Origin of the sequence: Aeromonas rivuli (assembly GCF_020149575.1) — a bacterium.
Classification (GTDB): Bacteria; Pseudomonadota; Gammaproteobacteria; order Enterobacterales; family Aeromonadaceae; genus Aeromonas; species Aeromonas rivuli.
On sequence record NZ_CP079742.1, the window covers coordinates 1,769,792 to 1,795,471 of the forward strand.

The 25,680-nt window shown below is 59.6% G+C and carries 27 protein-coding genes; 24 read left to right on the top strand and 3 right to left on the bottom strand.

Annotated features, from left to right (window positions below; translation table 11 throughout):
• Positions 1-117 precede the first annotated feature (117 nt).
• The 7 genes from queA to nlpI all read left to right on the top strand — a co-directional run bounded on the left by queA (position 118) and on the right by nlpI (position 7,189).
• A complete protein-coding gene (gene queA, locus KYK33_RS08350) occupies positions 118-1,164 on the top strand; it encodes a tRNA preQ1(34) S-adenosylmethionine ribosyltransferase-isomerase QueA (RefSeq protein ID WP_224432680.1) in 1,047 nt (348 codons plus the stop codon).
• A gap of 75 nt (positions 1,165-1,239) precedes the next feature.
• On the top strand, positions 1,240-2,373 hold the full coding sequence (gene tgt / locus KYK33_RS08355; protein WP_224432681.1) for a tRNA guanosine(34) transglycosylase Tgt: 1,134 nt from the start codon (positions 1,240-1,242) through the stop codon (positions 2,371-2,373).
• A gap of 57 nt (positions 2,374-2,430) precedes the next feature.
• Positions 2,431-2,763 (top strand): preprotein translocase subunit YajC, encoded by a 333-nt coding sequence (gene yajC / locus KYK33_RS08360; RefSeq protein WP_005899993.1) that lies wholly within the window; start codon positions 2,431-2,433, stop codon positions 2,761-2,763.
• An 18-nt stretch (positions 2,764-2,781) separates the two neighbouring features.
• Complete coding sequence (gene secD / locus KYK33_RS08365; protein ID WP_224432682.1) at positions 2,782-4,635, top strand: protein translocase subunit SecD; 1,854 nt, start codon at positions 2,782-2,784, stop codon at positions 4,633-4,635.
• 9 nt (positions 4,636-4,644) lie between these two features.
• The gene (gene secF / locus KYK33_RS08370; RefSeq protein WP_042043734.1) at positions 4,645-5,592 is read left to right on the top strand and encodes a protein translocase subunit SecF; all 948 of its coding nucleotides are present in this window, start codon (positions 4,645-4,647) and stop codon (positions 5,590-5,592) included.
• A 187-nt stretch (positions 5,593-5,779) separates the two neighbouring features.
• Complete coding sequence (locus tag KYK33_RS08375; protein ID WP_224432683.1) at positions 5,780-6,148, top strand: rhodanese-like domain-containing protein; 369 nt, start codon at positions 5,780-5,782, stop codon at positions 6,146-6,148.
• A gap of 90 nt (positions 6,149-6,238) precedes the next feature.
• Positions 6,239-7,189, top strand: a complete 951-nt coding sequence (gene nlpI, locus KYK33_RS08380; RefSeq protein ID WP_306382045.1) for a lipoprotein NlpI — start codon at positions 6,239-6,241, stop codon at positions 7,187-7,189.
• Between the two features lie 80 nt (positions 7,190-7,269).
• Here the strand turns inward: nlpI and KYK33_RS08385 are convergent, their stop codons facing one another.
• Both KYK33_RS08385 and ubiU read right to left on the bottom strand, forming a co-directional pair.
• A complete protein-coding gene (locus tag KYK33_RS08385; RefSeq protein ID WP_224432684.1) occupies positions 7,270-8,142 on the bottom strand; it encodes a U32 family peptidase in 873 nt (290 codons plus the stop codon).
• 79 nt (positions 8,143-8,221) lie between these two features.
• A complete protein-coding gene (gene ubiU / locus KYK33_RS08390) occupies positions 8,222-9,217 on the bottom strand; it encodes a ubiquinone anaerobic biosynthesis protein UbiU (RefSeq protein ID WP_224432685.1) in 996 nt (331 codons plus the stop codon).
• Positions 9,218-9,402: 185 nt separating this feature from the next.
• On the opposite strand from ubiU, the gene ubiT reads away from it, so the two are divergent.
• On the top strand, positions 9,403-9,936 hold the full coding sequence (ubiT, locus tag KYK33_RS08395) for a ubiquinone anaerobic biosynthesis accessory factor UbiT (RefSeq protein ID WP_224432686.1): 534 nt from the start codon (positions 9,403-9,405) through the stop codon (positions 9,934-9,936).
• On the opposite strand, the gene KYK33_RS08400 is transcribed toward ubiT, so the two are convergent.
• Complete coding sequence (locus KYK33_RS08400; RefSeq protein ID WP_224432687.1) at positions 9,889-10,296, bottom strand: hypothetical protein; 408 nt, start codon at positions 10,294-10,296, stop codon at positions 9,889-9,891. The genes ubiT and KYK33_RS08400 overlap by 48 nt on opposite strands.
• Before the next feature lie 157 nt (positions 10,297-10,453).
• Here KYK33_RS08400 and trmJ point away from each other — a divergent pair, with 157 nt between their 5' ends.
• The 16 genes from trmJ (at position 10,454) to hisS (ending at position 25,679) form a co-directional block, all read left to right on the top strand.
• The gene (trmJ, locus tag KYK33_RS08405; RefSeq protein ID WP_224432688.1) at positions 10,454-11,182 is read left to right on the top strand and encodes a tRNA (cytosine(32)/uridine(32)-2'-O)-methyltransferase TrmJ; all 729 of its coding nucleotides are present in this window, start codon (positions 10,454-10,456) and stop codon (positions 11,180-11,182) included.
• 89 nt (positions 11,183-11,271) lie between these two features.
• The gene (iscR, locus tag KYK33_RS08410) at positions 11,272-11,775 is read left to right on the top strand and encodes a Fe-S cluster assembly transcriptional regulator IscR (RefSeq protein ID WP_042043744.1); all 504 of its coding nucleotides are present in this window, start codon (positions 11,272-11,274) and stop codon (positions 11,773-11,775) included.
• A 52-nt stretch (positions 11,776-11,827) separates the two neighbouring features.
• The gene (locus KYK33_RS08415) at positions 11,828-13,042 is read left to right on the top strand and encodes an IscS subfamily cysteine desulfurase (RefSeq protein WP_042043745.1); all 1,215 of its coding nucleotides are present in this window, start codon (positions 11,828-11,830) and stop codon (positions 13,040-13,042) included.
• Between the two features lie 43 nt (positions 13,043-13,085).
• On the top strand, positions 13,086-13,472 hold the full coding sequence (gene iscU / locus KYK33_RS08420; protein WP_005907033.1) for a Fe-S cluster assembly scaffold IscU: 387 nt from the start codon (positions 13,086-13,088) through the stop codon (positions 13,470-13,472).
• A 15-nt stretch (positions 13,473-13,487) separates the two neighbouring features.
• Complete coding sequence (gene iscA, locus KYK33_RS08425) at positions 13,488-13,811, top strand: iron-sulfur cluster assembly protein IscA (RefSeq protein WP_005907034.1); 324 nt, start codon at positions 13,488-13,490, stop codon at positions 13,809-13,811.
• 9 nt (positions 13,812-13,820) lie between these two features.
• Positions 13,821-14,339: a co-chaperone HscB gene (gene hscB, locus KYK33_RS08430; protein ID WP_224432689.1), complete on the top strand. Its 519-nt coding sequence runs from the start codon at positions 13,821-13,823 to the stop codon at positions 14,337-14,339.
• A gap of 28 nt (positions 14,340-14,367) precedes the next feature.
• Complete coding sequence (hscA, locus tag KYK33_RS08435; protein ID WP_224432690.1) at positions 14,368-16,215, top strand: Fe-S protein assembly chaperone HscA; 1,848 nt, start codon at positions 14,368-14,370, stop codon at positions 16,213-16,215.
• Position 16,216: 1 nt separating this feature from the next.
• Positions 16,217-16,555, top strand: coding sequence for an ISC system 2Fe-2S type ferredoxin (gene fdx, locus KYK33_RS08440; protein WP_005907038.1), 339 nt, complete (start codon positions 16,217-16,219; stop codon positions 16,553-16,555).
• Positions 16,556-16,740: 185 nt separating this feature from the next.
• On the top strand, positions 16,741-18,030 hold the full coding sequence (gene pepB / locus KYK33_RS08445; protein ID WP_224432691.1) for an aminopeptidase PepB: 1,290 nt from the start codon (positions 16,741-16,743) through the stop codon (positions 18,028-18,030).
• On the top strand, positions 18,027-19,310 hold the full coding sequence (pepB, locus tag KYK33_RS08450) for an aminopeptidase PepB (RefSeq protein WP_224432692.1): 1,284 nt from the start codon (positions 18,027-18,029) through the stop codon (positions 19,308-19,310). Before pepB (KYK33_RS08445) ends, pepB (KYK33_RS08450) begins: the two co-directional genes overlap by 4 nt.
• 380 nt (positions 19,311-19,690) lie before the next feature.
• The gene (ndk, locus tag KYK33_RS08455; protein ID WP_224432693.1) at positions 19,691-20,119 is read left to right on the top strand and encodes a nucleoside-diphosphate kinase; all 429 of its coding nucleotides are present in this window, start codon (positions 19,691-19,693) and stop codon (positions 20,117-20,119) included.
• Positions 20,120-20,290: 171 nt separating this feature from the next.
• Complete coding sequence (locus tag KYK33_RS08460) at positions 20,291-21,394, top strand: bifunctional tRNA (adenosine(37)-C2)-methyltransferase TrmG/ribosomal RNA large subunit methyltransferase RlmN (protein ID WP_224432694.1); 1,104 nt, start codon at positions 20,291-20,293, stop codon at positions 21,392-21,394.
• A gap of 51 nt (positions 21,395-21,445) precedes the next feature.
• The gene (gene pilW / locus KYK33_RS08465) at positions 21,446-22,198 is read left to right on the top strand and encodes a type IV pilus biogenesis/stability protein PilW (protein WP_318010422.1); all 753 of its coding nucleotides are present in this window, start codon (positions 21,446-21,448) and stop codon (positions 22,196-22,198) included.
• Positions 22,188-23,114: a RodZ domain-containing protein gene (locus KYK33_RS08470; RefSeq protein ID WP_224432695.1), complete on the top strand. Its 927-nt coding sequence runs from the start codon at positions 22,188-22,190 to the stop codon at positions 23,112-23,114. The genes pilW and KYK33_RS08470 overlap by 11 nt, the downstream gene beginning before the upstream one ends.
• 9 nt (positions 23,115-23,123) lie before the next feature.
• Positions 23,124-24,239, top strand: coding sequence for a flavodoxin-dependent (E)-4-hydroxy-3-methylbut-2-enyl-diphosphate synthase (gene ispG, locus KYK33_RS08475; protein WP_042043762.1), 1,116 nt, complete (start codon positions 23,124-23,126; stop codon positions 24,237-24,239).
• A gap of 162 nt (positions 24,240-24,401) precedes the next feature.
• The gene (gene hisS, locus KYK33_RS08480) at positions 24,402-25,679 is read left to right on the top strand and encodes a histidine--tRNA ligase (protein WP_224432696.1); all 1,278 of its coding nucleotides are present in this window, start codon (positions 24,402-24,404) and stop codon (positions 25,677-25,679) included.
• Position 25,680: the final 1 nt, after the last annotated feature.

Consider the following 25,680-nt stretch of genomic DNA (forward strand, 5'->3'; position numbering starts at 1 on the left):
TTCACAAAGTCGGTCTGTACCCCTTGTATCCCTTGTGTTTTTGGCCTTTTCGGTTGCCATGCCAGGAGGGGATAACTAGACTAGCCGCCGATCCTATTGCCAAGCCAAGTAGTCACGATGCAAGTATCCGATTTTTCCTTTGAGTTGCCCGATGCGCTGATCGCCCGCTATCCCATGAGCGAGCGCACTGCCAGCCGTCTGCTACAACTCGATGGCGACAGCGGCGCCCTGCGCCACGGCCAATTTGTCGACGTACTCGACCTGCTCAACCCTGGCGATCTGCTGGTGTTCAATAACACCCGGGTCATTCCGGCCCGCATGTTTGGCCAGAAGGCCAGCGGCGGCAAGCTGGAGGTGCTGGTGGAGCGCATCCTGGATAAGAAGAGCGTGCTGGCCCATGTGCGGGCCTCCAAAGCGCCCAAGCCCGGCACCCGTCTCATACTCGATGGCGGTGTGGAAGCCGAGATGCGTGCCCGCCACGACGCCCTGTTCGAGATCCACTTCCTGGACTCCCGTCCGGTGCTGGAGATCCTGGAAGCCATCGGCCACATGCCGTTGCCGCCTTATATTGACAGGCCCGACGAGGATGCCGACAAGGAGCGCTACCAGACCGTCTACAACCAGAAGCCGGGCGCCGTGGCGGCGCCGACCGCGGGTCTGCACTTCGATGAGCCCCTGCTGGCGAAGATCCGGGCCAAAGGGGTGGAGACCGCCTTCGTCACCCTGCATGTGGGAGCGGGCACCTTCCAGCCGGTGCGGGTCGACAAGATTGAAGATCACCACATGCACTCGGAATATGCCGAGGTGCCCCAGGAGGTGGTGGACGCCATAGCCGCGACCCGGGCCCGTGGTGGTCGCGTGATTGCGGTGGGCACCACCTCGGTGCGTTCCCTGGAGAGTGCGGCCAAGGTGACCCTGGCCCAGGGCAAGCCGCTGGCGCCGTTTTTCAGCGACACCGACATCTTCATCTTCCCCGGCTACCAGTTCCAGGTGGTCGATGCCATGGTCACCAACTTCCATCTGCCGGAATCGACCCTGATCATGCTGGTCAGTGCTTTCGCCGGGTATGAGAACGTGATGGCGGCCTATCAGGCGGCCGTGGCCGAGCAGTACCGTTTCTTCAGCTACGGGGACGCCATGTTCGTCACCCGTCGCCGGGGCTGAGCCGCGTTCAGTCCCATATCGGGCCCGTCGGGCTCCCTGCTGTCAGACTGTTTCTCTGACTGAATAGAGGTAGTGATGAAATTTGAACTGAAAACCACTGACGGCCACGCCCGTCGCGGCCAACTGGTCTTCGAGCGCGGCACTGTGCAGACCCCGGCCTTTATGCCGGTCGGCACCTACGGCACCGTCAAGGGCATGACCCCGGAAGAGGTGCGCGAGACCGGCGCCCAGATCCTGCTCGGCAACACCTTCCACCTCTGGCTGCGGCCGGGGCAGGCGGTGATGCGCGCCCACGGGGATCTGCATGACTTCATGAACTGGCAGGGTCCTATCCTGACCGACTCCGGTGGCTTCCAGGTGTTCAGCCTGGGTCACATCCGCAAGATCACCGAGGAGGGCGTGCACTTCCGTCACCCCATCAACGGTGAGAAGATCTTCCTCGACCCCGAGAAGTCCATGGAGATCCAGTACGATCTGGGCTCCGACATCGTGATGATCTTCGACGAGTGCACGCCGTACCCGGCGACCTATGAAGAAGCCCGCAAGTCCATGGAGATGTCCCTGCGCTGGGCCAAGCGCTCCCGTGACAAGTTTGATGAGATGGGCAACAAGAATGCCCTGTTTGGCATCATCCAGGGCTCCGTCTACGAGCCGCTGCGGGATGTCTCCCTCGACGGCCTGCTCGAGATAGGTTTTGACGGCTACGCGGTCGGCGGCCTGGCGGTGGGTGAGCCCAAGGAAGACATGCATCGCATCCTCGAGCACGTCTGCCCACGGATCCCGGCCGACAAGCCGCGCTACCTGATGGGGGTGGGCAAGCCGGAGGATCTGGTGGAAGGGGTGCGCCGCGGCGTCGACATGTTCGACTGCGTGATGCCGACCCGCAACGCCCGCAACGGTCATCTGTTTACCACGGACGGGGTGGTCAAGATCCGCAACGCCAAGTATCGCGAGGATACCAGCACCCTGGATGCGGACTGCGATTGCTACACCTGCAAGAACTACACCCGCAGCTATTTGTACCATCTGGACAAGTGCAACGAGATATTAGGTGCCCGTTTGAACACCATTCACAACCTGCGTTATTACCAGCGAGTGATGCAGGGTTTGCGGGACGCGATCGAGCAGGGTAAATTAGACGACTTTGTGACTGAGTTTTATCGTCGGCAAGGGAAGGCCGTGCCTCCATTAGCTGAAGAAAACGTGTAATAACAACAACGTATCAGCGCGTTGTGTCTTAAATCCATATCAATAAGAGGTTGTTAAATGAGCATTATCTCCAAGGCCTATGCAGACGTCGGTGCCGGTCCCCAGGGTGGCGGCATGGAAATGATCATCATGCTGGCCGTGTTTGGCCTGATCTTCTACTTCATGATCTATCGTCCGCAAGCCAAGCGTGTGAAGGAACATAAAAACCTGATGAGCTCACTGGCCAAGGGCGATGAAGTGCTCACCTCCGGTGGCCTGGTCGGTAAAATCGCCAAAGTCTCCACCGAGAACGACTATCTGGTACTGGCCCTGAACGATCAGACCCAGGTCACCATCAAGCGTGATTTCGTCACCGCCGTTCTGCCCAAAGGTTCTATCCAGTCCCTTTAATCTCCCAAGGAGCACAGCGTGTTAAACCGCTATCCGCTGTGGAAATACCTGATGGTGATCATCGTGATCGCCATCGGTTTTCTATATGCAGCCCCCAACCTGTACGGTGAAGATCCGGCTCTGCAAGTCTCCGCCAGTCGCGGTGCCGAAGTTCAGCTCAAGACGCTGGATCAGGTTAAAGCGATCCTGGATGAGGCCGCTATTCCGGTCAAACATGCCGCCTTCGAACATGACCAGATCCTGGTCCGTTTCACCAATACCGAAGATCAGCTCAAGGCCCGCGACCTGGTTGCGTCCAAGCTGGGTGATGACTTTGTCACCGCGCTGAACCTGGCGCCGTCCACGCCCGCCTGGCTCGAGGCGATCGGTGCCGCTCCCCTCAAGCTGGGTCTCGACCTGCGCGGTGGTGTGCATTTCCTGATGGAAGTGGACATGGCCGAGGCGCTGGTCAAGCAGCAAGATCAGATGGTGCAGGATTTCCGCACCGAGCTGCGTACCCAGAAGATCCGTTACTCTGGGGTGCGCCGCAGCGGCGATCGGGTTGAAATCCTGTTCCGTGATGAAGCGGATCAAGAGAAGGCCATCGCCCATCTGCGCCGCCAGAATGCGGATCTGACCTTCAACAGCGAGCAGAAGGGTGATGACTTCCTGATCCTGGCTACCTTGAGTGAAGCCAAGATCAAGGAGGTGAAGAAGTACGCTCTCGAGCAGAACATCACCATCATCCGTAACCGGGTCAACGAGCTGGGCGTCGCCGAGCCGCTGGTGCAGCAACAGGGTGCCGAGCGCATCGTGGTCGAGCTGCCCGGTATCCAGGATACCGCCCGTGCCAAGGAAATTCTGGGCGCCACCGCGACCCTGGAATTCCACATGGTGGATGAGACCGCCGATCCCCAGGCTGCCGCCGATGGCCGGGTACCGCCGAGCTCCAAGGTCTATACCGATCGCAATGGCCGCCCCGTGGTGCTGCAAAAACGCATCATCCTGACCGGTGACCATATTGTCGGTGCCCAGTCGGGCTTCGACGAGTACAGCCGTCCCCAGGTCAACATCAAGCTCGATGGCCAGGGTGGCAACAAGATGGCCAACTTTACCAAGGACAATGTGGGTAAAGGCATGGCCACCGTATTCATCGAATACAAGCCGGTGGGTCAACCCGGTCCGGACGGCAAGCGCAAGTTCCGCAAGCAGGAAGAGGTGATCAACGTCGCGACTATCCAGTCACGGCTGGGAAGCCAGTTCCGCATCACCGGCATAGACAACGCCAACGAAGCCCACAACCTGGCGCTGCTGCTGCGTGCCGGTGCCCTGATTGCGCCCATCCAGATAGTGGAAGAGCGCACTATAGGCCCGAGCCTCGGTCAGCAGAACATCGACAACGGTATGGAAGCCATCGGCTGGGCCATGCTGGTGATAGTGCTGTTCATGGGGATCTACTACCGTGCGTTCGGTTGGGTGGCCAACCTGGCCCTCACCATGAACCTGGTGCTGATCGTCGGCATCATGTCGATGATACCGGGGGCCACCATGACTCTGCCGGGTATCGCCGGTATCGTCTTGACGCTGGGGATGGCGGTGGATGCGAACGTGCTGATCTACGAGCGTATTCGTGAAGAGATCCGCAATGGTCGCGGGGTGCAGCAAGCCATTCACATGGGCTTCGACCGCGCCTTCTCGACTATCGCCGACTCGAACATCACCTCGCTCATCACCTGTGTGATCCTGTTTGGTATCGGCACCGGGGCCATCAAGGGCTTCGCCCTGACCCTGGGTATAGGTCTGACCGCCTCCATGTTTACGGCCATCACGGTATCCCGCGCCATTATCAACCTGGCCTGGGGTGGACGGCGCATCGACAAGCTGCCGATCTAAGGAAGAGACATGTTTCAGATTCTACATTTTGAAAAGCCCATCCCCTTCATGCGCTTTGCCAAGTCGGGAATGGTGTTCTCTGCCTTGCTGACGATACTCGCCCTGTTCTGCCTGTTCGATCGGGGTTTGAACTGGGGGCTGGACTTTACCGGTGGTACCACCATCGAGGTGGGGTTCCAGCAGTCGGTGAGCCTGGACAAGATGCACGAAGCACTGGCAGAGCGGAAGATTGAAGGGGCGACCCTGCAATTCTTCGGTTCCAGCCGTGACGTACTGGTGCGCATGACTCCGAAAGAGGGGGTCAAGGTGGAGCAACAGGGCAACGAAGTCTTGGCAGCTGCGAAGCTGGTTGATGAAGGCGCCATTCTCAAGCGAGTCGAATTCGTCGGCCCTTCGGTGGGTGATGAACTGGCGACAGACGGGGCCTTGGCCATGCTGGCTTCCATCCTCTGTATCCTGGCCTACGTGGCGGTGCGGTTTGAGTGGCGGCTGGCGATGGGGGGTATCCTCTCCCTGGCGCACGATGTCATCATCACCCTCGGCATCTTTGCCTACTTCCAGTACGAGTTCGACTTGACCGTATTGGCGGCCTTGATGACTCTGGTGGGTTACTCCCTGAACGACACCATAGTGGTGTTTGACCGGGTGCGGGAGAACTTCCGCAAGGTGCGCAAAGGAGATACCCCCTACATCATGGATCTCTCCATGACCGAAACCCTGAGCCGGACCATCATCACCTCGGGGCTGACCTTCGTGGTGGTGGTGGCGCTGCTGCTCAAGGGCGGACCCTTGATCCATGGTTTTGCCATCGCCATGGTGATCGGGGTGGCCTTCGGGACCTACTCCTCCATCTATGTGGCGAGTGCCTCCGCCATGTTCTTCGGCATCAAACGGGAGCACATGCTGCCGACCCAAGTCGATAAAGAAGGAGCCGATCTACCAGAGATCATGCCCTGATTGCTGGTCGACAGCCTTGATGAAAGAGAGCGCCTCCGGGCGCTCTCTTTTTTTGAGCGGCGCTATGGGTTGCACAAGGAGGGGGGTGACAAATGCGCCCATCCCCCGTATGGTCATGGCTTGCTATCTTCCGGGCGGGCTCCCATGCCAGCCGTGATCCGCCATTCCTGACCGCAAGGAGCCTTCCATGCAACACAGTCCCCGTTTCCTCGCTTTGGTTGAGGCCATTCGTGGCCAGATTACCGAAACCGATGTGCACCAGATAAAACGTTGGCAGGATGAGGGGCGCACCTTTCACCTGATTGATGTCCGCGAGGAGAGCGAGTGGGCCAAGGGTCATCTGCCGGGGGCCAGTTACCTCGGCAAAGGAGTGATCGAGCGCGATATTGAGGTCCGTTACCCGGATCCTGATACGGAACTCTTCCTTTACTGCGGTGGCGGCTTTCGCTCCATATTGGCGACCGATGCCCTGCAGAAGATGGGATATCGCCATGTGGTCAGCGTCGATGGAGGCTTTCGGGGCTGGTCCGAGGCTGGATACCCTGTCGAATCCTGATTTATTTGTCGAGAAGCAGGCCAGCCACATGACAAAGCCTTGCTTCCTCTTTACCATATGCCAGGTCAAGGGTCTGGGTCGGAGTGTTCATTGAGCGTCAGTAAAGGGATGGGATACCTGCTCGGTGTCCTGGTGTTGCTGCCCCTGTGGGGATGCAGCAGTAGTAGTCAGGTAGAGCCCCCTAAAGTTACCCAACCGCAGCCCACATCGCTGGTGCTGGCGACGCCGTTACAGGTTTCCTATCAGAGCGAACTGGCCCTGGCCCGTCTGGGACAGATGCTGGGTGAGATGGAGCTGACTCCTGAGCAACGTGCCGAGCTGTTCTACGAGCGCGCCGTGGTGTTCGATCGGGTGGGACTGCGTTCCCTGGCCCGGCTCGACTTCAACCGCGCCTTGCGGGAGAAGCCGGACTTTGCCGAGGCCTACAACTTTATCGGTGTCTATCTGGTTCAGCAGCAGAACTATGACGAGGCCTATGAGGCATTTGACTCGGCGCTGGAGCTGGCCCCGGATTATGACTATGCCTATTTGAATCGTGGCATCGCCCTCTATTACGGCAACAGAGCCGCCCTGTCCGTCTCGGACATGAAGCGTTTCTATGATGCCCAGCCCGAAGATCCCTATCGGGCCCTCTGGTTCTATCTGGCCGAGCGCAAACTCGACGAGTCGACGGCCATGAGCCATCTGCGGGATCACCTGAACAAGCAGGGTGATGATGCCTGGAACTGGGATCTGGTGCGCCTTTACACCGGCCAGATCAATGCGACCCAGCTGATGGGCAGCGTGGTGAAAGGGGTCAAGGACAACCGTGAACTGGCCGAGCGCCTGTGCGAGACCTACTTCTATCTCGGCAAGTTCGAGCTGTTCAAGGGTAACCGCAAGGAGGCGATCAGCTACTTCAAGCTGGCGCTGGCCAACAACGTCTATGACTTCATCGAGCACAGATATGCGTTGCTGGAGCTGGAGTTGATGGCGAGAAAGTCGCCGCCCCCGGGCAGTCAGCCCCAGGGCGAGCAAAGCGGCAAACCCGCCGCGCTCTAAGTTGCGCTGTTAACATTAAGTTGCGCTGTTAACATAAAGGCCTCATTGCGAGGCCTTTATTGTTGTTGTCGGTGCCGTGCTCATTGCGCCAGGCGGATGCCCGGGATCTGGTGCCAGTAGCCGTTGCATTCGCGATCCCCCGAGAGGGGCAGGGGAGCCAAGCCCTGCTGGTTGGCCCTGAACTGGGCCAAGGTATCCAGGGTGTCCATCCCTTGTGGGGAGAGGCGCACCACATCCACCAGACCCGCCATACTGCCAAGTTCATTGCCCAGGTTGTAGCAGTAGCCTGATTGGGTCTGGATCCCATTGAGGTTGAAGAGCGGTTGTCCCTCCCGGCTCAGGGCCTGGCGGCCGGTCGGATAGTGGATGCAGGCCAGCTCGCAGCCATCCTTGGGTTTATCCAGGGAGCGGGCCGTGAAGCAGCGGGCCGAATAGGCCAGCGGCAGATAGCCATGGCCGAACACTTCCACCTCGAAATGCTGGCGATCCGTTGCCAAGTCCTGGGTGAGAGTGACCAGCCAGTCGCGGGAGAGTTCCACCGGCATCACCCAGCGTGTCATGCCCTGTTTGAGCAGCATGCGCAGCACCTCGGCGTTATAGGCGTTGATGGCGGGGCCGCAGACGAAGGGCACGCCAGCCTCCCGGGCGAGCTGTACGGCGCCCAGATCGTTCGCCTCTATCATCAGTTCGCCATTGTCGACCAGCCGCTTGAGCTCTTTGAGCTCGGACGGAGCCGAAATGAGCGCCAGGGTGGAGAGTACCCCCTGTTTGCCGCTCGCCGCGACCTGCTTGGCGAGGGCTATCCACTCCTCGACCTTGAATTCACGGCGTTTGCTGCACACCGTCTCGCCCAGATAGATGATGTCGGCATCGCTGGCCATGGCGGCCTGATAGAAAGCCTGGGTATCGGTCTTGGGCCAGTAGAAGAGCAGGGGGCCGAGAGAAAATTGCATTAGTTGTGCTCCTTGCCGTCATGCTGGCAGTGGAAGATATTGCCGTCTTGTCTGAGAGAGCGGGACATGGGGCCTCTCCTTATTGCCATTTGCGGTGATAGGCGCCGAGGGTGGTTTGACTGCCCTCGGAGACGCGGGCGAGCTGAGCATCCCACTCGGGCTTGACGCTGTAGTGCTCGGGATCGCACAGGTAGCTGTCGATGGCCGCGCGCCATACCCGGGTGACCTGCTCGACGTAGGCCGGGCTGCGCTGGCGCCCCTCAATCTTGACTGACTGCACGCCGGCACCAAACAGCTCGGGCAACAACCCCAAGGTGTTGAGGCTGGTGGGTTCCTCCAGGGCATGATAAGTCTGGCCATCCACCTCGAAGCGCCCCTTGCACAGGGTCGGGTAGCCGGCGTTTTCACCGGGTCCGTAGCGATCGATCAGCACCTCGTTGAGCCTGGACTCGAGCCCTTTTGGGGTCTCTTCCCAGCGCACGTACTTGGCCGGTGAGCAGGCGCCGACGGTGTTGGGGCTCTCCCCGGTCAAGTAGGAGGAGAGGTAGCAGCGCCCCTCCGCCATGATGCAGAGGCTGCCAAAGGCGAAGACTTCCAGGCCGACGTCGGTCTCGCGGGACAACTGCCTGACCTGATGCATGGAGAGCACCCGGGGCAGCACAATGCGGGTCGCCTTGAACGCTTGCTGATAGAAGCGGATCGCGGCGGCATTGGTGGCGCTGGCCTGCACCGAGACATGGAGTTCCATCTCGGGGTAGCGGCGGCTGGCATAATCGAGCACGGCCAGATCGGCGATGATGAGCGCATCGGCGCCGAGTTCCACCCCTCTGTCTACCGCTTGTTGCCACCTGGCATGCTGGTTTGGGTGGGCGAAGGTGTTGATGGCGATATGCAGCTTGCGGCCATGTTGATGGACATAGTCGACCGCTTTTTCCAGCTTGCCGCCATCGAAATTGAGCCCCGCGAAATGGCGGGCATTGGTGTCATCCTTGAAGCCGATATAGACGGCATCTGCGCCGTTATCCACGGCACTTTTCAGGGCCGGCAGGCTGCCTGCCGGGCAGAGTAATTCCATCGGTTGTGCTCCGATCACGCAAAAGTGTCCCGATTGTATGCAGGGTTGTCGTCACGCTTTTTGACCTGAGGCAGTTTTCGGTGGCTTTACCCAGAGAGGGTTAACCGCGCACAAGTTTGATTTTCAACAGGATCCATCTCCTCGGCCTGTGTTTGAATGCCCGAAAACCTCATGAGGAGTGAATCGTGTTTCAACAACTGCAGCACCGTCTGGTCGAACGGGCCCCCCAACTGCTGCGCCGCCCTTTGGGGCTGGTGCCCTTTACCCTGCAGCGCAGGTTGATGGAACCCTTGCTGGCCCGGGTGTTTCGGGAGGCTATCGCGGACGGGGATCTCGACTTCCTGACGGACAAGTGGCTGAAGGTTGAGGTGACGGATCTGGCACTGTCCTGGTTCATCAGCCTGCGCGAAGGTCAGCTGGCGGTGGCCAAGGGGGCGCCTCGGGTGGATGTCAGCTTCAGCGGTGGCGCCGAGGATCTCATCCTCATCGCGGCGCGCAAGGAAGATCCGGACACGCTCTTCTTCCAGCGGCGCCTCAAGATTGAAGGGGATACCGAACTTGGCCTCGAGCTCAAGAACCTGATAGACAGCCTGGATCTGGCCTCCCTGCCTGCCTTGCTCAAGTACCCCTTGCTGGATCTGGCGCACCTCATCGAGCGCGGAAAGGGAGCCTCAGAACAAACGGTGGCGACGGCGCAGGGTGCAGCGCTTCAGTTGTGACACCAGCCCCGGGGTATGGTGGCGATGCAAGTGCCTTGCCCAGAGGCAGCGCAGGGCCCAGCAAGCGGCCAGCAGCGCCAGCCAACGCCCTTGCTCGTGCTGGCCCAGGGCAATGGCCAGCCCGAGCAGGAGAAAGGGCTGCGCTTCATAGAGCCACTCGGGGCGAAACCAGCGATGCCGCGGATAGACCACCAGATCGGTGCGCCTGTAGCTGGAGCGCATCATCCAGATCAGGGCGCCACAGCCAAACAACAGGGCACCAGCCCCCCATAGCAGGGGGTGATGACCAAGCAGTAGCAGCAGGCTCCCCCCGCCCAGATAAACGCTTGGCAAACTTTCGTATAACCTGCGTGGCAACATGCCGGCGTACCTCTGAACCGTCTCCCTATCTTGTTAGTCCCGACTCCCTGGGGGATTAGTTCCCGCTTACCGTGAAATGGATCGGTATTTACGATGCCAAAAGGGGGATTGGCTATGTTACAATTGCGCGCCATTTTTCACGAAAGATTGACCGGGAATGTTGGATAAGATTCGTATCGTCTTGGTAAACACCTCTCACACCGGCAACATGGGCTCGGCCGCTCGCGCCATGAAGACCATGGGCCTGAGCAATATGATACTGGTTGATCCCCAGGAGCTGCCCGATAGCCATGCTAACGCCCTGGCGGCGGGTGCCAGCGACATACTGGCCAATGCCCGTGTCGTTGCGACCCTGGATGAGGCGATCGCCGATTGCGCCCTGGTGATCGGAACCAGCGCGCGTTCGCGTACCCTGAGCTGGCCCATGTTGGATCCGCGCGAAGCGGGAGAGCAGCTGGTGAGGGAGGCGAACCAGCATCCGGTTGCCTTGGTCTTTGGCCGTGAGCGCACGGGTCTCACCAATGACGAACTGCAGAAGTGCCACTTCCATGTGGCCATTCCGGCCAATCCCGAGTACAGCTCCCTCAACCTCGCCATGGCGGTGCAGACCCTCTGCTACGAGATACGCATGCACTGGCTGGCGAGCCAGGAGCAGGTCCCAGAGCCCATGAATGAAGTCGCCTACCCGAGTGGTGAACAGCTTGATGGTTTTTATCGCCATCTGGAGCAGACACTGCTGCAGACCGGCTTCATTAGCGAAGAGCATCCGGGGCAGGTGATCAACAAATTGCGTCGCCTGTTCAATCGGGCCCGTCCCGAGGCGGCCGAACTCAACATCTTGCGCGGCATATTGACGTCGGTTCAGAAACCAAGACCGCAGGATTAATCCCGACTAAAACGGTCAACTATATACTTGACTGAATTAGTCGGGTATGTGACCATTATTGCCAATTGGTTCGCAAGACGGTAACGGATATGAGACTGACTTCCAAAGGACGTTATGCAGTAACCGCCATGCTCGACGTGGCGTTGCATGCTGATCAGGGGCCTGTGCCCCTGGCCGATATTTCCGAGCGCCAGGGCATCTCTCTCTCCTATCTGGAACAGTTGTTTGCCCGCCTGCGCAAGCATGGTCTGGTGAGCAGTGTGCGCGGCCCCGGCGGCGGATATCGACTCGGTCTGGATCCGGCGGCCATCTCGGTCGGCCAGGTGATCACCGCAGTCGATGAGTCGGTCGATGCCACCAAGTGCTTGGGGAAAGGTGGCTGCCACGGTGGCACCCAGTGTCTGACCCACTCCCTGTGGCGCGATCTCAGTGAGCGCATATCCAGTTTCCTTGGTGATATCTCCCTGGCCGAACTGGTCGGGCAGACAGATGTACGCCGCATTGCTGACAAGCAAGATGAACAGATGAAGACCGTGTTGTCCCTGGTTGATCGGGTAGAACGCGGCGATGTGAGCTTGAAAGTCCAACTATAAACGTGCTTTCCACAGCCAACCGATGTGTGGTGGGTCTGTAACGGAGAAAAAGATGAAACTGCCTATATACCTTGATTATTCGGCAACCTGCCCTGTTGACCCCAGAGTCGCAGAGAAGATGATGCAGTGCCTCACCATGGATGGCCTGTTCGGCAATCCAGCTTCCCGTTCTCACCGTTTCGGCTGGCAGGCTGAAGAGGCGGTCGACCTGGCCCGTAATCAAGTGGCAGAGCTCATTGGTGCCGATCCCCGCGAGATCGTGTTCACCTCTGGTGCGACTGAATCCAATAACTTGGCCATCAAGGGCATAGCACACTTCTATGCCAGCAAGGGCAAGCACATCATCACTTCCAAGACTGAACACAAAGCGGTGCTCGACACCTGCCGTCAGTTGGAGCGTGAAGGCTATGAGGTGACTTACCTCGAGCCGCTGCCCAACGGTCTGTTCACCCTTGAGCAGATTGAAGGCGCCATGCGCGACGACACTGTGCTGGTCAGCATCATGCACGTCAATAACGAGATCGGCGTGGTGCAAGACATCGCGGCCATCGGCAACCTGTGCCGTTCGCGCAAGATTTTCCTGCACGTCGATGCCGTTCAGAGCGCGGGCAAGATCCCGGTCGATGTCGAGGCCCTCAAGGTCGACCTGCTCTCCGTCTCAGCTCACAAGGTCTATGGCCCCAAAGGCATCGGTGCCCTCTATGTGCGCCGCAAGCCCCGCGTTCGTCTGGAAGCCCAGATGCACGGTGGCGGTCATGAGCGCGGCATGCGCTCCGGCACCCTGCCGACTCATCAGATAGTCGGCATGGGCGAGGCGTTCCGCATCGCCAAAGAAGAGATGGCCAGTGAAGCGCCGCGGATGATGGCCCTGCGCCAGCGTCTGTGGGACGGGGTGAAAGACATGGAAGCCGTTTACATCAACGGTGACCTCGAGCAGCGCGTGCCGGGCAACCTCAACGTCAGCTTTGCCTATGTGGAAGGGGAATCCCTCATCATGGCACTCAAGGATCTGGCGGTCTCTTCCGGCTCAGCCTGTACCTCCGCCAGCCTGGAACCCTCTTATGTATTGCGCGCCTTGGGTCTGAACGACGAGCTGGCACACAGCTCCATTCGTTTCACCATGGGTCGCTTCACGACAGAAGAAGAGATCGACTATGCAGTCGAGCTTATCCGTGGCTCCATCGGTCGTCTGCGCGAGATGTCTCCCCTGTGGGAGATGTACAAGGACGGCGTCGATCTGAACACGGTCGAATGGGCACACCACTGATCCTCAAGATCAGTGGCTACAACGGAATTAGCAGGAGTTAATCATGGCTTACAGTGAAAAAGTAATAGACCACTACGAAAACCCCCGTAACGTCGGTGGTTTCGACAAGAACGATCCCAGCATTGCCACCGGCATGGTCGGTGCCCCTGCGTGCGGCGACGTCATGAAGTTGCAACTGAAGATCAGTGATGCTGGCATCATCGAAGATGCCAAGTTCAAGACCTATGGTTGTGGCTCTGCCATTGCCTCCAGCTCCCTGGTGACCGAATGGGTCAAGGGCAAGACCCTGGACGAAGCGGCTGGCATCAAGAACACCGACATCGCCGAAGAACTGGCACTGCCACCGGTCAAGATCCACTGCTCCATCCTGGCTGAGGATGCCATCAAGGCAGCCATCGCCGACTACAAGCAGAAGAAAGGTCTCGTTTAAGGTCCGGAGAGCAGTATGGCCATTACCATGACAGCATCCGCGGCAGAGCGGGTATCCAGTTTTCTGATCAACCGGGGCAAGGGCTTGGGCCTGCGCCTCGGCGTCAAGACCACCGGCTGCTCTGGGCTCGCCTATGTGCTGGAATTCGTCGATGAGTTGAATGACGGGGACAAGGTGTTCGAGCAAGAGGGTGTCAAGATCATCGTCGACGCCAAGAGCCTTGCCCACCTGGATGGCACCGAACTGGACTTCGTCAAGGAGGGCCTCAACGAGGGCTTCCAGTTCAACAACCCCAACGCCAAGGGCGAGTGTGGTTGTGGCGAAAGTTTCAGTGTCTAAGGGTACCTCATGAACCATTTCGAGTTGTTCGGTCTGGCGCAGGGGTTCGAACTTGATATCCGCCAGCTGGGGGATACCTACCGCCAACTGCAAACTCAGTTCCATCCAGATCGTTTCGCCACCGCTCCCGAACGGGAGCGGCTGGCTTCAGTGCAGCAAGCCGCTCGCATCAATGATGCCTTCTCTACCCTCAAAGCCCCCTTGCGCCGTGCTGAGTATCTGCTCTCCCTGCGTGGCACTGACATTCGCGCCGAACAGCAAACCCTGCAAGATACGGGGTTTCTGATGCAGCAACTGGAGTGGCGTGAACGCCTCGCAGACCTCAAGTCCGAGGCGCAACCTGAGACGGCCATCGCGGATTTTCGCCGCGAAATCGACCAGGAGCATCACCACCTGATGCAACAGCTGACCGAGACGCTCGCCATGGGCGAGGATCTCAAGGCGGCCGATTGCGTGCGCAAACTCAAGTTCGTCGACAAGTTGCTCGAAGAGCTGGAGCGCTTCGAAGACTCGCTGTTCGAATATTGATCTTCTAACGCTGGAAATGTGATACCCCATGGCATTACTGCAAATCGCCGAGCCCGGCCAGAGCGCCGCGCCTCATCAGCATAAACGTGCCGTCGGCATCGATCTGGGCACCACCAATTCGCTGGTTGCCGCGGTGCGTAGCGGTCAGGCAGATACGCTCAATGACGCACAGGGTCGCGCCCTGCTGCCTTCTGCCGTCCACTATCAGGCTGACAGCATCCGGGTCGGTTTCGATGCGAAAGCCGAGGCCGCCCAGGATCCCCAGAACACCATCATTTCGGTCAAACGCATGATGGGCAAGGCGCTGGCGGATCTGGATACCCGTCAACAGCCCTACGAATTCGTGGCAAGCGACAAGGGATCACCGCAGATCCTCACTCGCCAGGGGCTGGTCAATCCGGTGCAGGTCTCGGCTGAAATTCTCAAAGCGCTGGCCGCCCGTGGCGCCGCGACCCTGGGCGGCGACCTCGACGGCGTCGTGATTACCGTACCCGCCTATTTCGATGACGCCCAGCGCCAGGGCACCAAGGATGCGGCTCGTCTTGCCGGTCTGCATGTGCTGCGTCTGCTCAATGAGCCCACCGCCGCCGCCATCGCCTATGGCCTGGATTCGGGGCAGGAGGGGGTGATTGCCGTGTACGATCTCGGCGGCGGTACCTTCGACATCTCCATACTGCGTCTGCATCGTGGCGTGTTTGAAGTGATGGCCACCGGCGGTGATTCCGCCCTGGGTGGCGATGACTTTGATCACCTGCTTGCCGACTGGCTCAAGGCCCGGGCCGGGCTGGAAGGGCAGCTGGATGCGCGCCTGCAACGGGAACTGCTCGATGCCGCAACCGCCATCAAGCATGGGCTGACCGATGCAGACACTGTCTCCTGTGCCTTCGCCGGCTGGCAGGGCGAATGCTCCCGCGGCCAGTTTGACGAACTGATTCTGCCCCTGGTCAAGCGGACCCTGCTGGCCTGTCGCCGGGCCCTGAAAGATGCCGGTCTCAGTGCCGATGAGGTGCTGGAAGTGGTCATGGTCGGCGGCTCAACTCGCGTGCCGCTGGTGCGTGAGCAAGTCGGGAGTTTCTTTGGCCGCACGCCGCTCACCAGCATAGATCCGGACAAGGTGGTGGCTATCGGCGCTGCCATTCAGGCCGATATTCTGGTGGGCAACAAACCCGATGCCGAGATGCTGCTGCTGGATGTGATCCCGCTCTCTCTGGGACTCGAGACCATGGGCGGCCTGGCCGAGAAGGTGATCCCGCGCAATACCACCATACCGGTGGCTCGCGCCCAGGAGTTCACTACCTTCAAGGATGGCCAGACTGCCATGGCAATCCATGTGGTGCAGGGTGAGCGGGAACTGGTGGCAGATTGCCGCTCCCTTGCCCGCTTCACCCTGACCGGGATCCCGCCGATGGCGGCAGGCGCGGCTCATATCAGAGTTACCTTCCAGGTGGATGCCGATGGCTTGCTTTCGGTCAGTGCCATGGAGAAATCCTCCGGGGTTCAGGCTGACATTCAGGTCAAACCCTCTTACGGACTGGCCGAGGATGACATCCTCAGCATGCTGACCGCCTCCTTCGAGCATGCGGAGCAGGATATGGCCGCCCGTATGCTGGCCGAGCAGCAAGTGGACGCGGACCGGGTGATCGAGAGCCTCAATGCCGCGCTGGCCGTGGATGGTGAGGCGCTGTTGAGCCCGGCCGAACGCAGCCAAATCGACGGGGCCATCGCCCACCTGCTGGCCATGCGTGCCACAGGAACAACCAATCAAATCAAAGATGCCATCGAGGCGGCGGATGCTGCCAGTGGCGAGTTTGCCTCCCGTCGCATGGATGCCTCCATCCGCAAGGTGCTGACTGGCCAAGACGTTAACAAGGTGTGATATGCCAAAACTGATCATTTTGCCCCATCCCGAACTCTGCCCGGAAGGGGCTGCCCTGGAAGGGGCAAGCGGTGAAACCATATTGGACATCGCCCTGCGCAATGGCATAGAGATAGAGCATGCCTGCGAAAAGTCCTGCGCCTGCACCACCTGTCACTGCGTGGTGCGTGAGGGGTTTGATTCCCTTGAGCCGAGCGATGAGCTGGAAGATGACATGCTGGACAAGGCCTGGGGTCTGGAGCCCGAGTCCCGTCTGAGCTGTCAGGCGCGTCTGGCGGATGAGGATCTGGTGGTGGAGCTGCCCAAGTACACCCTCAACCTCGCCTCCGAGCGGCACTGATTGCGCACTGGTTAATTGAGCATGCAGTCAGTCCTGACATAAAAGTGATATGGTGAAGGCCGTGACCCGAAAGGGGACGGCCTTTTTTATCGCCCGATTTTTCCGTGTTCCGCCAGTTCGGATTGCAGGGCGAGAAGCCGACAATTTGCCAAAAAGAGTATGCCAAAGAAAAGGAAGCAAGAGAGATGGCTGAGATGATGAATGTAGTGTTGTCCACCCAGGCCGCCGCCGCCCACTGGGGCGAGGGTGCCCTGTTGAGTTTTAATGGCGATGAGACCCTGGTGCATCTTGATAAAGAGCCGTTGCGCGCCATCCAGCGTGCCGGTCGTCGCCTGGAGTCCTCCGGCATCAAGCGGGTTCTCCTGGCTGGTGAAGCCTGGGATCTGGAGCGCCGTTTCGCCTTTGCCCAAGGTTTCTATGCCGCCAAGGGCGAGCGGGCGCTGGAGTTCGGCGAGCAGTCGGCCGAGGATGCCAAGGCCCTCGATGGCCTGCTCAAGGCGAGTGCCTGGGTGCGGGACGTGACCAACGGCTGCCCGGAAGAGATCTACCCCATGAGCCTGGCGGAATCAGCCCTGCTGCTCATTCGTGGTCTGGCCGGTGACAAGGTGACCGCGCGCATCACCAGCGGTGAAGCCTTGAAGGAGGCGGGTCACATCGGCATCTGGTCGGTGGGGCGGGGCAGTGAGCGCGAACCCGTGCTGCTGGAGCTCGATTACAACCCGACTGGCAACCCGGACGCGCCGGTGGCGGCGGCCTTGGTCGGCAAGGGGATCACCTTTGACTCCGGCGGCTACAGCATGAAGTCATCCGATGGCATGCTGCCGATGAAATCGGACATGGGTGGCGCCGCCATGGTAACCGGGGGCCTGGCACTGGCCATCGCCCGTGGCCTGGACAAGCGGGTCAAGCTCATCCTCTGCTGCGCCGAGAACCTGGTCTCCGGCCACGCCTTCAAGCTCGGCGACATCCTTACCTATCGCAACGGCATCAGTGTCGAGATCCAGAATACCGACGCCGAGGGCCGCTTGGTACTGGCCGATGGCCTGCTGACGGCGGGCGAAAGTGGCGCGCCTTATATCCTGGATGCCGCCACCCTGACCGGCGCCGCCAAGATGGCGCTGGGGCGTGATTACAATGCGTTGTTCGCCCTGGATGAGGCCGAACATGCCCGTGGCCTGGCTGCCGCCAAGGCGGAGCATGAGAAAGCCTGGGTGCTGCCGCTGGAGACCTGGCACCAGGGCCAGCTCGGCTCCTCGTTTGCCGACATGAGCAACGTGGCCACGGCCGAGGGCACAGCCGGTGCCACCACGGCCGCCGCCTTCCTGTCGCGCTTCGTCCGTGACGAAGGCAAGGGGTGGCTGCACATGGATTTGGCGGGCGCCTATCAGAAAGCGGGTAACGATCTGTGGGCCACCGGTGCCAAGGGTCATGGCCTGCGCACCATTGCACGTTGGCTCGAAGAGGTTTCTGCATGAACATCTGGTTAAGTCGTGAATTTGCCAGCGCCGAATGGGGTGAGGGCGCGCTGGTCTCTCACCGCGCCGATGGCGCCCAGATCCATCTGGTGAGTGCGAGCCCCCTGCAGGATATCCAGCAGGCGGCGCGTCGTCTCTGCAACCAGGGGATCTACAAGGTCAGCCTGGCTGGTCACTGGGACAGGGAGCAGCAGTGGGCTTTCGCCCAAGGGTTGCAGACCCCGAAACGGGAGGTGGAACTGCAATGGGCCACCTGCAGCGAGGAGGACAGGGCCGAACTGGAGGCTCGCTGGCTGTGCGGACGCTGGGTACGCGAGATGACCAACGCCACCCCCGAGCAGTTGGGGCCATTGGACTTGGCGGTCGAAGCAGCCGCTTTTATTACCGAACTGGCACCGGACAGAGTGAGCCATCGCATCCTCAAGGGAGAAGCCCTAGCTCAGGCGGGTTGGGTCGGTCTCTATCAGGTCGGGCGCGGCAGCGATCGCGAACCCGTCATGCTGGAGCTGGACTTCAACCCGAGCAAGGATCCCAAGGCCCCGGTCGCGGCGGCCCTGGTTGGCAAGGGCATCACCTTCGATTCGGGCGGCTACTCCATGAAGACCTCCCAGGGCATGCTGACCATGAAGCATGACATGGGGGGCGCCGCCATCGTCACTGGCGCCCTGGCGCTGGCCATGCTGCGCGGTCTGAACAAGCGGATAAAGCTGATCCTGTGCTGCGCCGAGAACCTGGTCTCGGGCCACGCCTACAAGCTGGGTGATATTCTGACCTACAAGAACGGCACCACGGTGGAGATAGTGAACACCGATGCCGAGGGGCGCCTGGTGCTGGCCGATGGCCTGCAGCTCGCCGGTGAATCCGGTGCGCCGCTTATCATCGATGGCGCCACCCTGACGGGGGCGGCGGTGATGGCGCTGGGGGGGCGTTACAATGCCCTGTTCGGCCTGGACAAGGGGCTGGTGAGCCGGGCCATGGTCTATGCGGAATCCGAGCAGGAAGCCGCCTGGCCGTTGCCGCTCGAACCCTGGCATAGCCAGCAGTGTCCGTCCCACTATGCCGATACTGCCAACAGTCGCCCGGTGCCGGGTGGCGGCCCGGGTGGCGCCTCCAACGCGGCCGGTTTCCTCTCCCGCTTCGTTGCCAACGAGGGGCAGGGCTGGCTGCACATCGATCTCGCCGCGTGCTTCAACGAGAACGGCGATGGCCTGTGGGCGCCGGGGGCCAATACCCTGGGGATGCGCACCATAGCCCGTGCCCTGCAGGAAGAGACCCGCTGAGGCACCGTCCAGTGCGGGATCCTGCAGCATTGTGATCAGAAGGCGCCATGATGGCGCCTTCTTGCCTTGCCAAGAGCCACACTACCCATTTTTGAGCCAATAGCCGTCTGCTAGCCGGAAGGAAGGGTGCAGTCGCCGCCGGATACCGGGCTGCGATTCCAGCAAGAGACGCTAGCTTTTACGGCCTTTACCAAGATATCGTGGGGAAGAGCACATTTTTTGTGCTTGAGCTGCGGCAAGATAGGCGGGCATGTTGTTTTAACGATGAATTTGTTTAACAAAAAGTTGCCTTTTTGTGTGTTATTCCGGTTTTTGTTTACGTATAATCGCCGCCGAACACGAATTCTCATCATAAATCTCTGTAGTTTAAGGAAGATCTAATGGCTATCGAACGTACCTTCTCTATCGTCAAGCCGGATGCTGTCAGCAAGAACTTGATCGGTGCCATCTACAACCGCTTTGAGAGCGCAGGCCTGCGTATCGTCGCAGCCAAGATGATCCACATGAGCGCTGAGCAGGCCGGTGGTTTCTATGCCGAGCACAAAGAGCGTCCCTTCTACAACGCACTGGTAGCCTTCATGACCTCCGGTCCTGTCATGGTGCAAGTGCTGGAAGGTGAAGACGCCATTCGTCGCAATCGCGAAATCATGGGCGCCACCAACCCGGCCGATGCCCTGGCGGGTACCCTGCGCGCCTGCTTCGCCGAGAGCATTGACCGCAATGCCGTGCACGGCTCCGATGCCCCGGCTTCTGCTGCCCGTGAAATCGCCTATTTCTTCAGCGATGACGAGATCTGCCCACGCGTCTGATGATTCCGGCAGTGACATTTAGCAAAGGGAGCTTCGGCTCCCTTTCGTTTTTTGGCGAAAAGGCTGATAACCCCGTATGCTGCGGGTGGAAAGGCGGACACATTATTTGTACAATGCCGCCCCCTGACGACTGTCAGCAATAATTTTGTAGTTTGTGGACTGAGGCCTTTGATGAGCGAAACAAAAATCAACCTGCTGGATCTCGATCGGGATGCCATGCGTGCCTTCTTCGTCGAGCTAGGCGAGAAGCCGTTCCGGGCAGATCAGATAATGAAGTGGATCTATCACTTTGGTTGTGATGATTTCGATCAGATGAACAACGTCAACAAGGCGCTGCGTGAACGCCTCAAGACCATCGCCGAGATCCGGGCCCCGGAGATCAGCCGTGAGCAACGCTCTTCCGATGGCACCATCAAGTGGGCACTGCAAGTCGGCGATCAAGAGGTCGAGACCGTCTATATCCCGGAAGGGGACAGGGCGACTCTGTGCGTCTCCTCTCAGGTCGGTTGTGCCCTGGCCTGTACCTTCTGCTCCACCGCCCAGCAAGGCTTCAACCGTAACCTCAAGGTCTCCGAGATCATCGGCCAGGTATGGCGCGCCGCCAAGGTGGTGGGAGGCAAACGACCCATCACCAACGTGGTGATGATGGGCATGGGTGAGCCGTTGCTCAACCTGGCCAACGTGGTGCCGGCCATGAAACTGATGATGGATGATTTTGGTTTCAGCATCTCCAAGCGCCGCGTCACGCTCTCAACCTCAGGGGTAGTCCCCGCGCTGGACATGCTGGGCGACCAGATTGATGTGGCGCTGGCTATCTCTTTGCATGCGCCGAATGACAAGCTGCGCTCCGAGATCATGCCGATCAACGACAAGTACAACATCGAGAACTTCCTGGCCGGGGTACGCCGCTATCTGGCCAAATCCAATGCCAACGGTGGCCGGGTCACGGTGGAATATGTGCTGCTCGATCATATCAATGACGACATGCAGCAGGCCCACGAGTTGGCCAAGGTGCTCAAAGACACCCCCTGCAAGATCAACCTGATCCCGTTCAATCCCTTCCCGGGCAACCCCTTTGGCAAGCCGAGCAACAGCCGCATCGACCGTTTCTCCAAGGTGCTGATGGAGTACGGTTTCACCGTGATAGTGCGCAAGACCCGGGGAGAGGACATTGATGCGGCCTGTGGCCAGCTGGTGGGGGAGGTGATCGATCGCACCAAACGCACCATGAAAAATCGGATGCAACAGGAAGGGATTTCCGTCAAAATGGTCTAACCGCTAAGCCATTGTATAGTCAGGGAAATGGATACACGTAAATTGATACTGGTGGCGGCGCTTTGTGCGCTGTCCGGCTGCGTGACCGAGACTAGCTACGTTGGCCCGAACTCGACACAACGCGAAGTTGGCCCCGACCTCAAGGCGGCAGCCCAGACCAGACTGGACCTGGGCCTCCAATATTTGCGTCAGGGCAATGCCGAACAGGCAAAATTCAATCTGGACAAGGCACTGCAGTACGATCCTGACAATGCCCAGATCCAGGTTGGCTTTGCCTATTTCTTCCAGCAGGTGCAGGATTACAAGTCGGCCGAGGCGAGTTATCGGAAAGCCTTGGCCATGGATCCGACCAATGCTGACGCGATGAACAACTATGGGGCCTTCCTCTGCAATCGCGGCCGTTTCGACGAGGCCGACAAGGCATTCAACCAGGCGATTGCGCAACCTGACTACGTCAAGGTGGCCAATACCTATGAGAATGCGGCGATTTGTGCATTGCAAAACAATCGAAAAGAGAAAGCGAGCGAGTACTATCATCTTGCCTTGGGGTATAATCCCCGGGATCCAAGGTTATTGCTGGACTTGGCCGAGCTTTCCATGAAAGATGACAAGCTGACCGATGTGCAGGACTATCTCGTTCGTTTTGCGGCCGTGGCCGATGAAAACGAAGAGAGTCTCTGGTTGAGACTGCGTCTCGCCCAGTCGATGGACAAACCGGCATTACTTCACCAATTCGGGACTGAGCTGGTACAGCGCTTTCCCTCTTCGCCACAAGCCAAGCGTTACTTAGCCAATGACTATTGAACAGCAACACGACTCTCAAGACGAATCTCAGGCAGCAGGCCCAGGCCAGCTGCTGCGCGCCGCTCGCGAACAGCTTGGCTGGACCCGTGAACAGGTTGCATCACGCCTTCATCTTCGTCTGACCCTGATTGCGGCTATCGAATCAGATACTTACGATAAGAACACGTCGCACACCTTTATCCGTGGCTACTTGCGCACTTATGCCAAGCTGGTCAGCGTTCCGGAAGAGACAGTCCTGGCTGCCTACACCAAGTTGGGACTGACGCCGCCGGACAACATTGATATGCAGAGCTTCTCGCGCCGCTCCCGTCAGCAGGCCAACGACAGTCGCCTCAAGCTGGTGACCTGGTTGGTGATCCTGGCGCTGATCGGCTTGTCTGTCGCCTGGTGGTGGCAGAGTACGGCCAAGCGCTCTGCAGGGGAGGACGCGCTTGCCGCCAGCGAGATCAGCGCCCCGGCCGAACCACAGGTTGCAACCGACGTGAATGAGGCGACTCAGGGCGAACTGCCTGTCGCAGAGACAGCGCCTGTTGCCGAGGTGGAGCCCGCTGCTCCCGCCGTTGACCAGAACACCACGGCGAGTGCCGCCGTCAACACGGCCCCGGTTGAAGAGACTGTGGTGAGCGATGCTGTGGCCACTGTGCCTGACTCTGCGACTGAACCTGCGACCAGCGTGCCGCAACTCAAGTTGAACTTTGCCGCCGATTGCTGGCTCGATGTGAAAGACAGCACGGGCAAGACCCTGTTCAGCGGTCTCAAGAAGGCCAATGATGAATTGACCCTCGCCGGGACCGCCCCCTTCAAGTTCATCATTGGTGCGCCCATGGCCGTCAAGATTGAATTTGAAGGCAAGTCCATCGACATGAGCCGTTACAACAACGGCCGGACCGCCAAGTTCGCGTTGCCGCAGGAGTAAGCTCTACCCATGTCCGCTCACCAATCCCCGATCATTCGTCGTAAATCCAAGCAGATCATGGTGGGTAATGTACCGGTTGGGGGCGATGCCCCCATCACGGTTCAGACCATGACCAACACCAAGACCACAGACGTGGCCGCCACCGTCGAGCAGATCCAGCGCATCGAGCGGGTGGGCGCCGACCTGGTCCGGGTCTCTGTGCCGACCATGGAGGCTGCGGAAGCCTTCAAGCTCATCAAGCAGCAGACCAATATCCCCATCATTGCCGACATCCACTTCGACTACCGTATCGCCTTGAAAGTGGCCGAATACGGCGCCGATTGCCTGCGTATCAACCCGGGCAATATCGGCAGTGAAGAGCGGGTGCGGGCCGTAGTGGCCTGTGCGCGGGACCTCAATATCCCGATCCGCATCGGCGTCAACGGGGGCTCTCTGGAGCGCGATATTCAGGAGAAATATGGCGAGCCGACCGCAGAGGCACTGCTCGAGTCGGCCATGCGCCACGTGGATTACCTGGATCGTCTCAACTTCGATAACTTCAAGGTGAGCGTCAAGGCATCCGATGTCTTCCTCGCCGTGGGGGCCTATCGCCTGCTGGCCAAGCAGATAGACCAGCCCCTGCATCTGGGTATTACCGAAGCGGGTGGCTTTCGGGCCGGCGCCGTCAAATCGGCCATCGGCCTGGGCATGTTGCTGGCCGATGGTATCGGCGACACCCTGCGCATCTCCCTGGCGGCCGATCCGGTGGAGGAGGTCAAGGTCGGCTTCGACATCCTCAAGTCCCTGCGCATTCGCTCCCGTGGCATCAACTTTATCGCCTGTCCCTCCTGCTCCCGTCAGGAGTTCGATGTGATAAGCACGGTCAATGCCCTGGAAGAGCGGCTCGAAGATATCATCACCCCCATGGATGTCTCCATCATCGGCTGCGTGGTCAATGGTCCGGGTGAAGCCCTGGTCTCCGACCTCGGTCTGGCGGGGGCGGCCAACAAGAGCGCCTTTTATGAGGGGGGCCTGCGGGTCGACCGTCTGGACAACAAGGATCTGATCCCCGTGCTGGAGCGCCGCATCCGTGCCCGTGCCGCCATGCTGGATCCCGCTAACCAGATCCGAATAGACAAGGCTTAACCACCCGGCTGATCCCGGTTGGCCAGATCCGATAGAGAAGGCCTGGGTGCCTCGCTGAGCCGGTTCAGCCATCATGCCGCACTGGAACTGCCCCGATTTTACCTCGGGGTCGAAAATCCCTATAATGCGGCCACATTTCACGTCTTTTTCTCGAGTAGCAACGTGGCAAAACAGATTCAAGCGATTCGCGGTATGAATGACTGCCTGCCGGAGCAGAGCCCGGTATGGCAGAAAGTGGAACAGACCCTGCGTCAGGTCGTCGCCAGCTATGGCTATAGCGAAGTGCGCATGCCCATCGTCGAACAGACTCATCTGTTCAAACGCGCCATCGGTGAAGTGACCGACGTGGTCGAAAAAGAGATGTATACCTTTGAGGATCGCAACGGTGACAGCCTCACCCTGCGCCCGGAAGGGACGGCCAGCTGCGTCCGTGCCGGTATCGAGCATGGCTTGCTCTACAACCAGGAACGCCGCATGTGGTATATGGGCCCCATGTTCCGCCACGAGCGTCCCCAGAAGGGTCGCTATCGCCAGTTCCATCAATTCGGTGTCGAGCTGTTTGGGATCAATGGCCCGGACATCGATGTCGAACTCATCATGCTCACTCACCGTCTGTGGCGCCTGTTTGGCATCCAGGATCATGTCTGCCTGCAGCTCAATACTCTGGGTCAGAGCGAAGAGCGTGCCGCCTATCGCGATGCCCTGGTTGCTTATCTGGAGCAGTACAAGGATGAGCTGGATGAAGATAGCCAGCGCCGCATGTACAGCAACCCGCTGCGGGTGCTCGACTCCAAGAGTGAGCGCGTTCAGGAAATTCTGGTGGGTGCCCCGCGTCTGTTCGATCACCTGGGCGAAGCCAGCCTGGCCCACTTCGAGGGGCTCAAAGCGCTGCTCGATACCGCCGGCATTCAATATGAAGTGAATGAGCGGCTGGTGCGTGGTCTCGACTACTACAACCTCACCGTATTCGAGTGGGTCACCAGCAGTCTGGGCGCCCAGGGCACAGTGCTGGCCGGTGGCCGCTACGACGGTCTGGTCGAGCAGCTCGGCGGTCAAGCCACCCCGGCGGTCGGTTTTGCCATGGGCATAGAGCGTCTGGTGCTGATGCTCGAGACCCTCGAGCTCAATGCCGACATCCGCCCTGGGGTGGACGTGTATCTGGCCATGGTCGGCGAGGGGATAGCGTCCGCTGGTTTCCAGTTGGCCGAGCGACTGCGCGATGCGTTGCCCGACCTTCGTTTGATGAGCCACTGCGGTGGTGGCAATTTCAAGAAACAGCTCAAACGTGCCGACAAGAGCGGCGCGTCCATTGCCCTGATCCTCGGCGAGTCCGAGGCACAAAACGGGGAAGTGACCATCAAATATCTGCGTGGCCAGGGGGAACAACAGACCCTGAAGGTCGACGCCGTCATTGCCCTGCTGGCAGTCAAAGGAGAGTAAG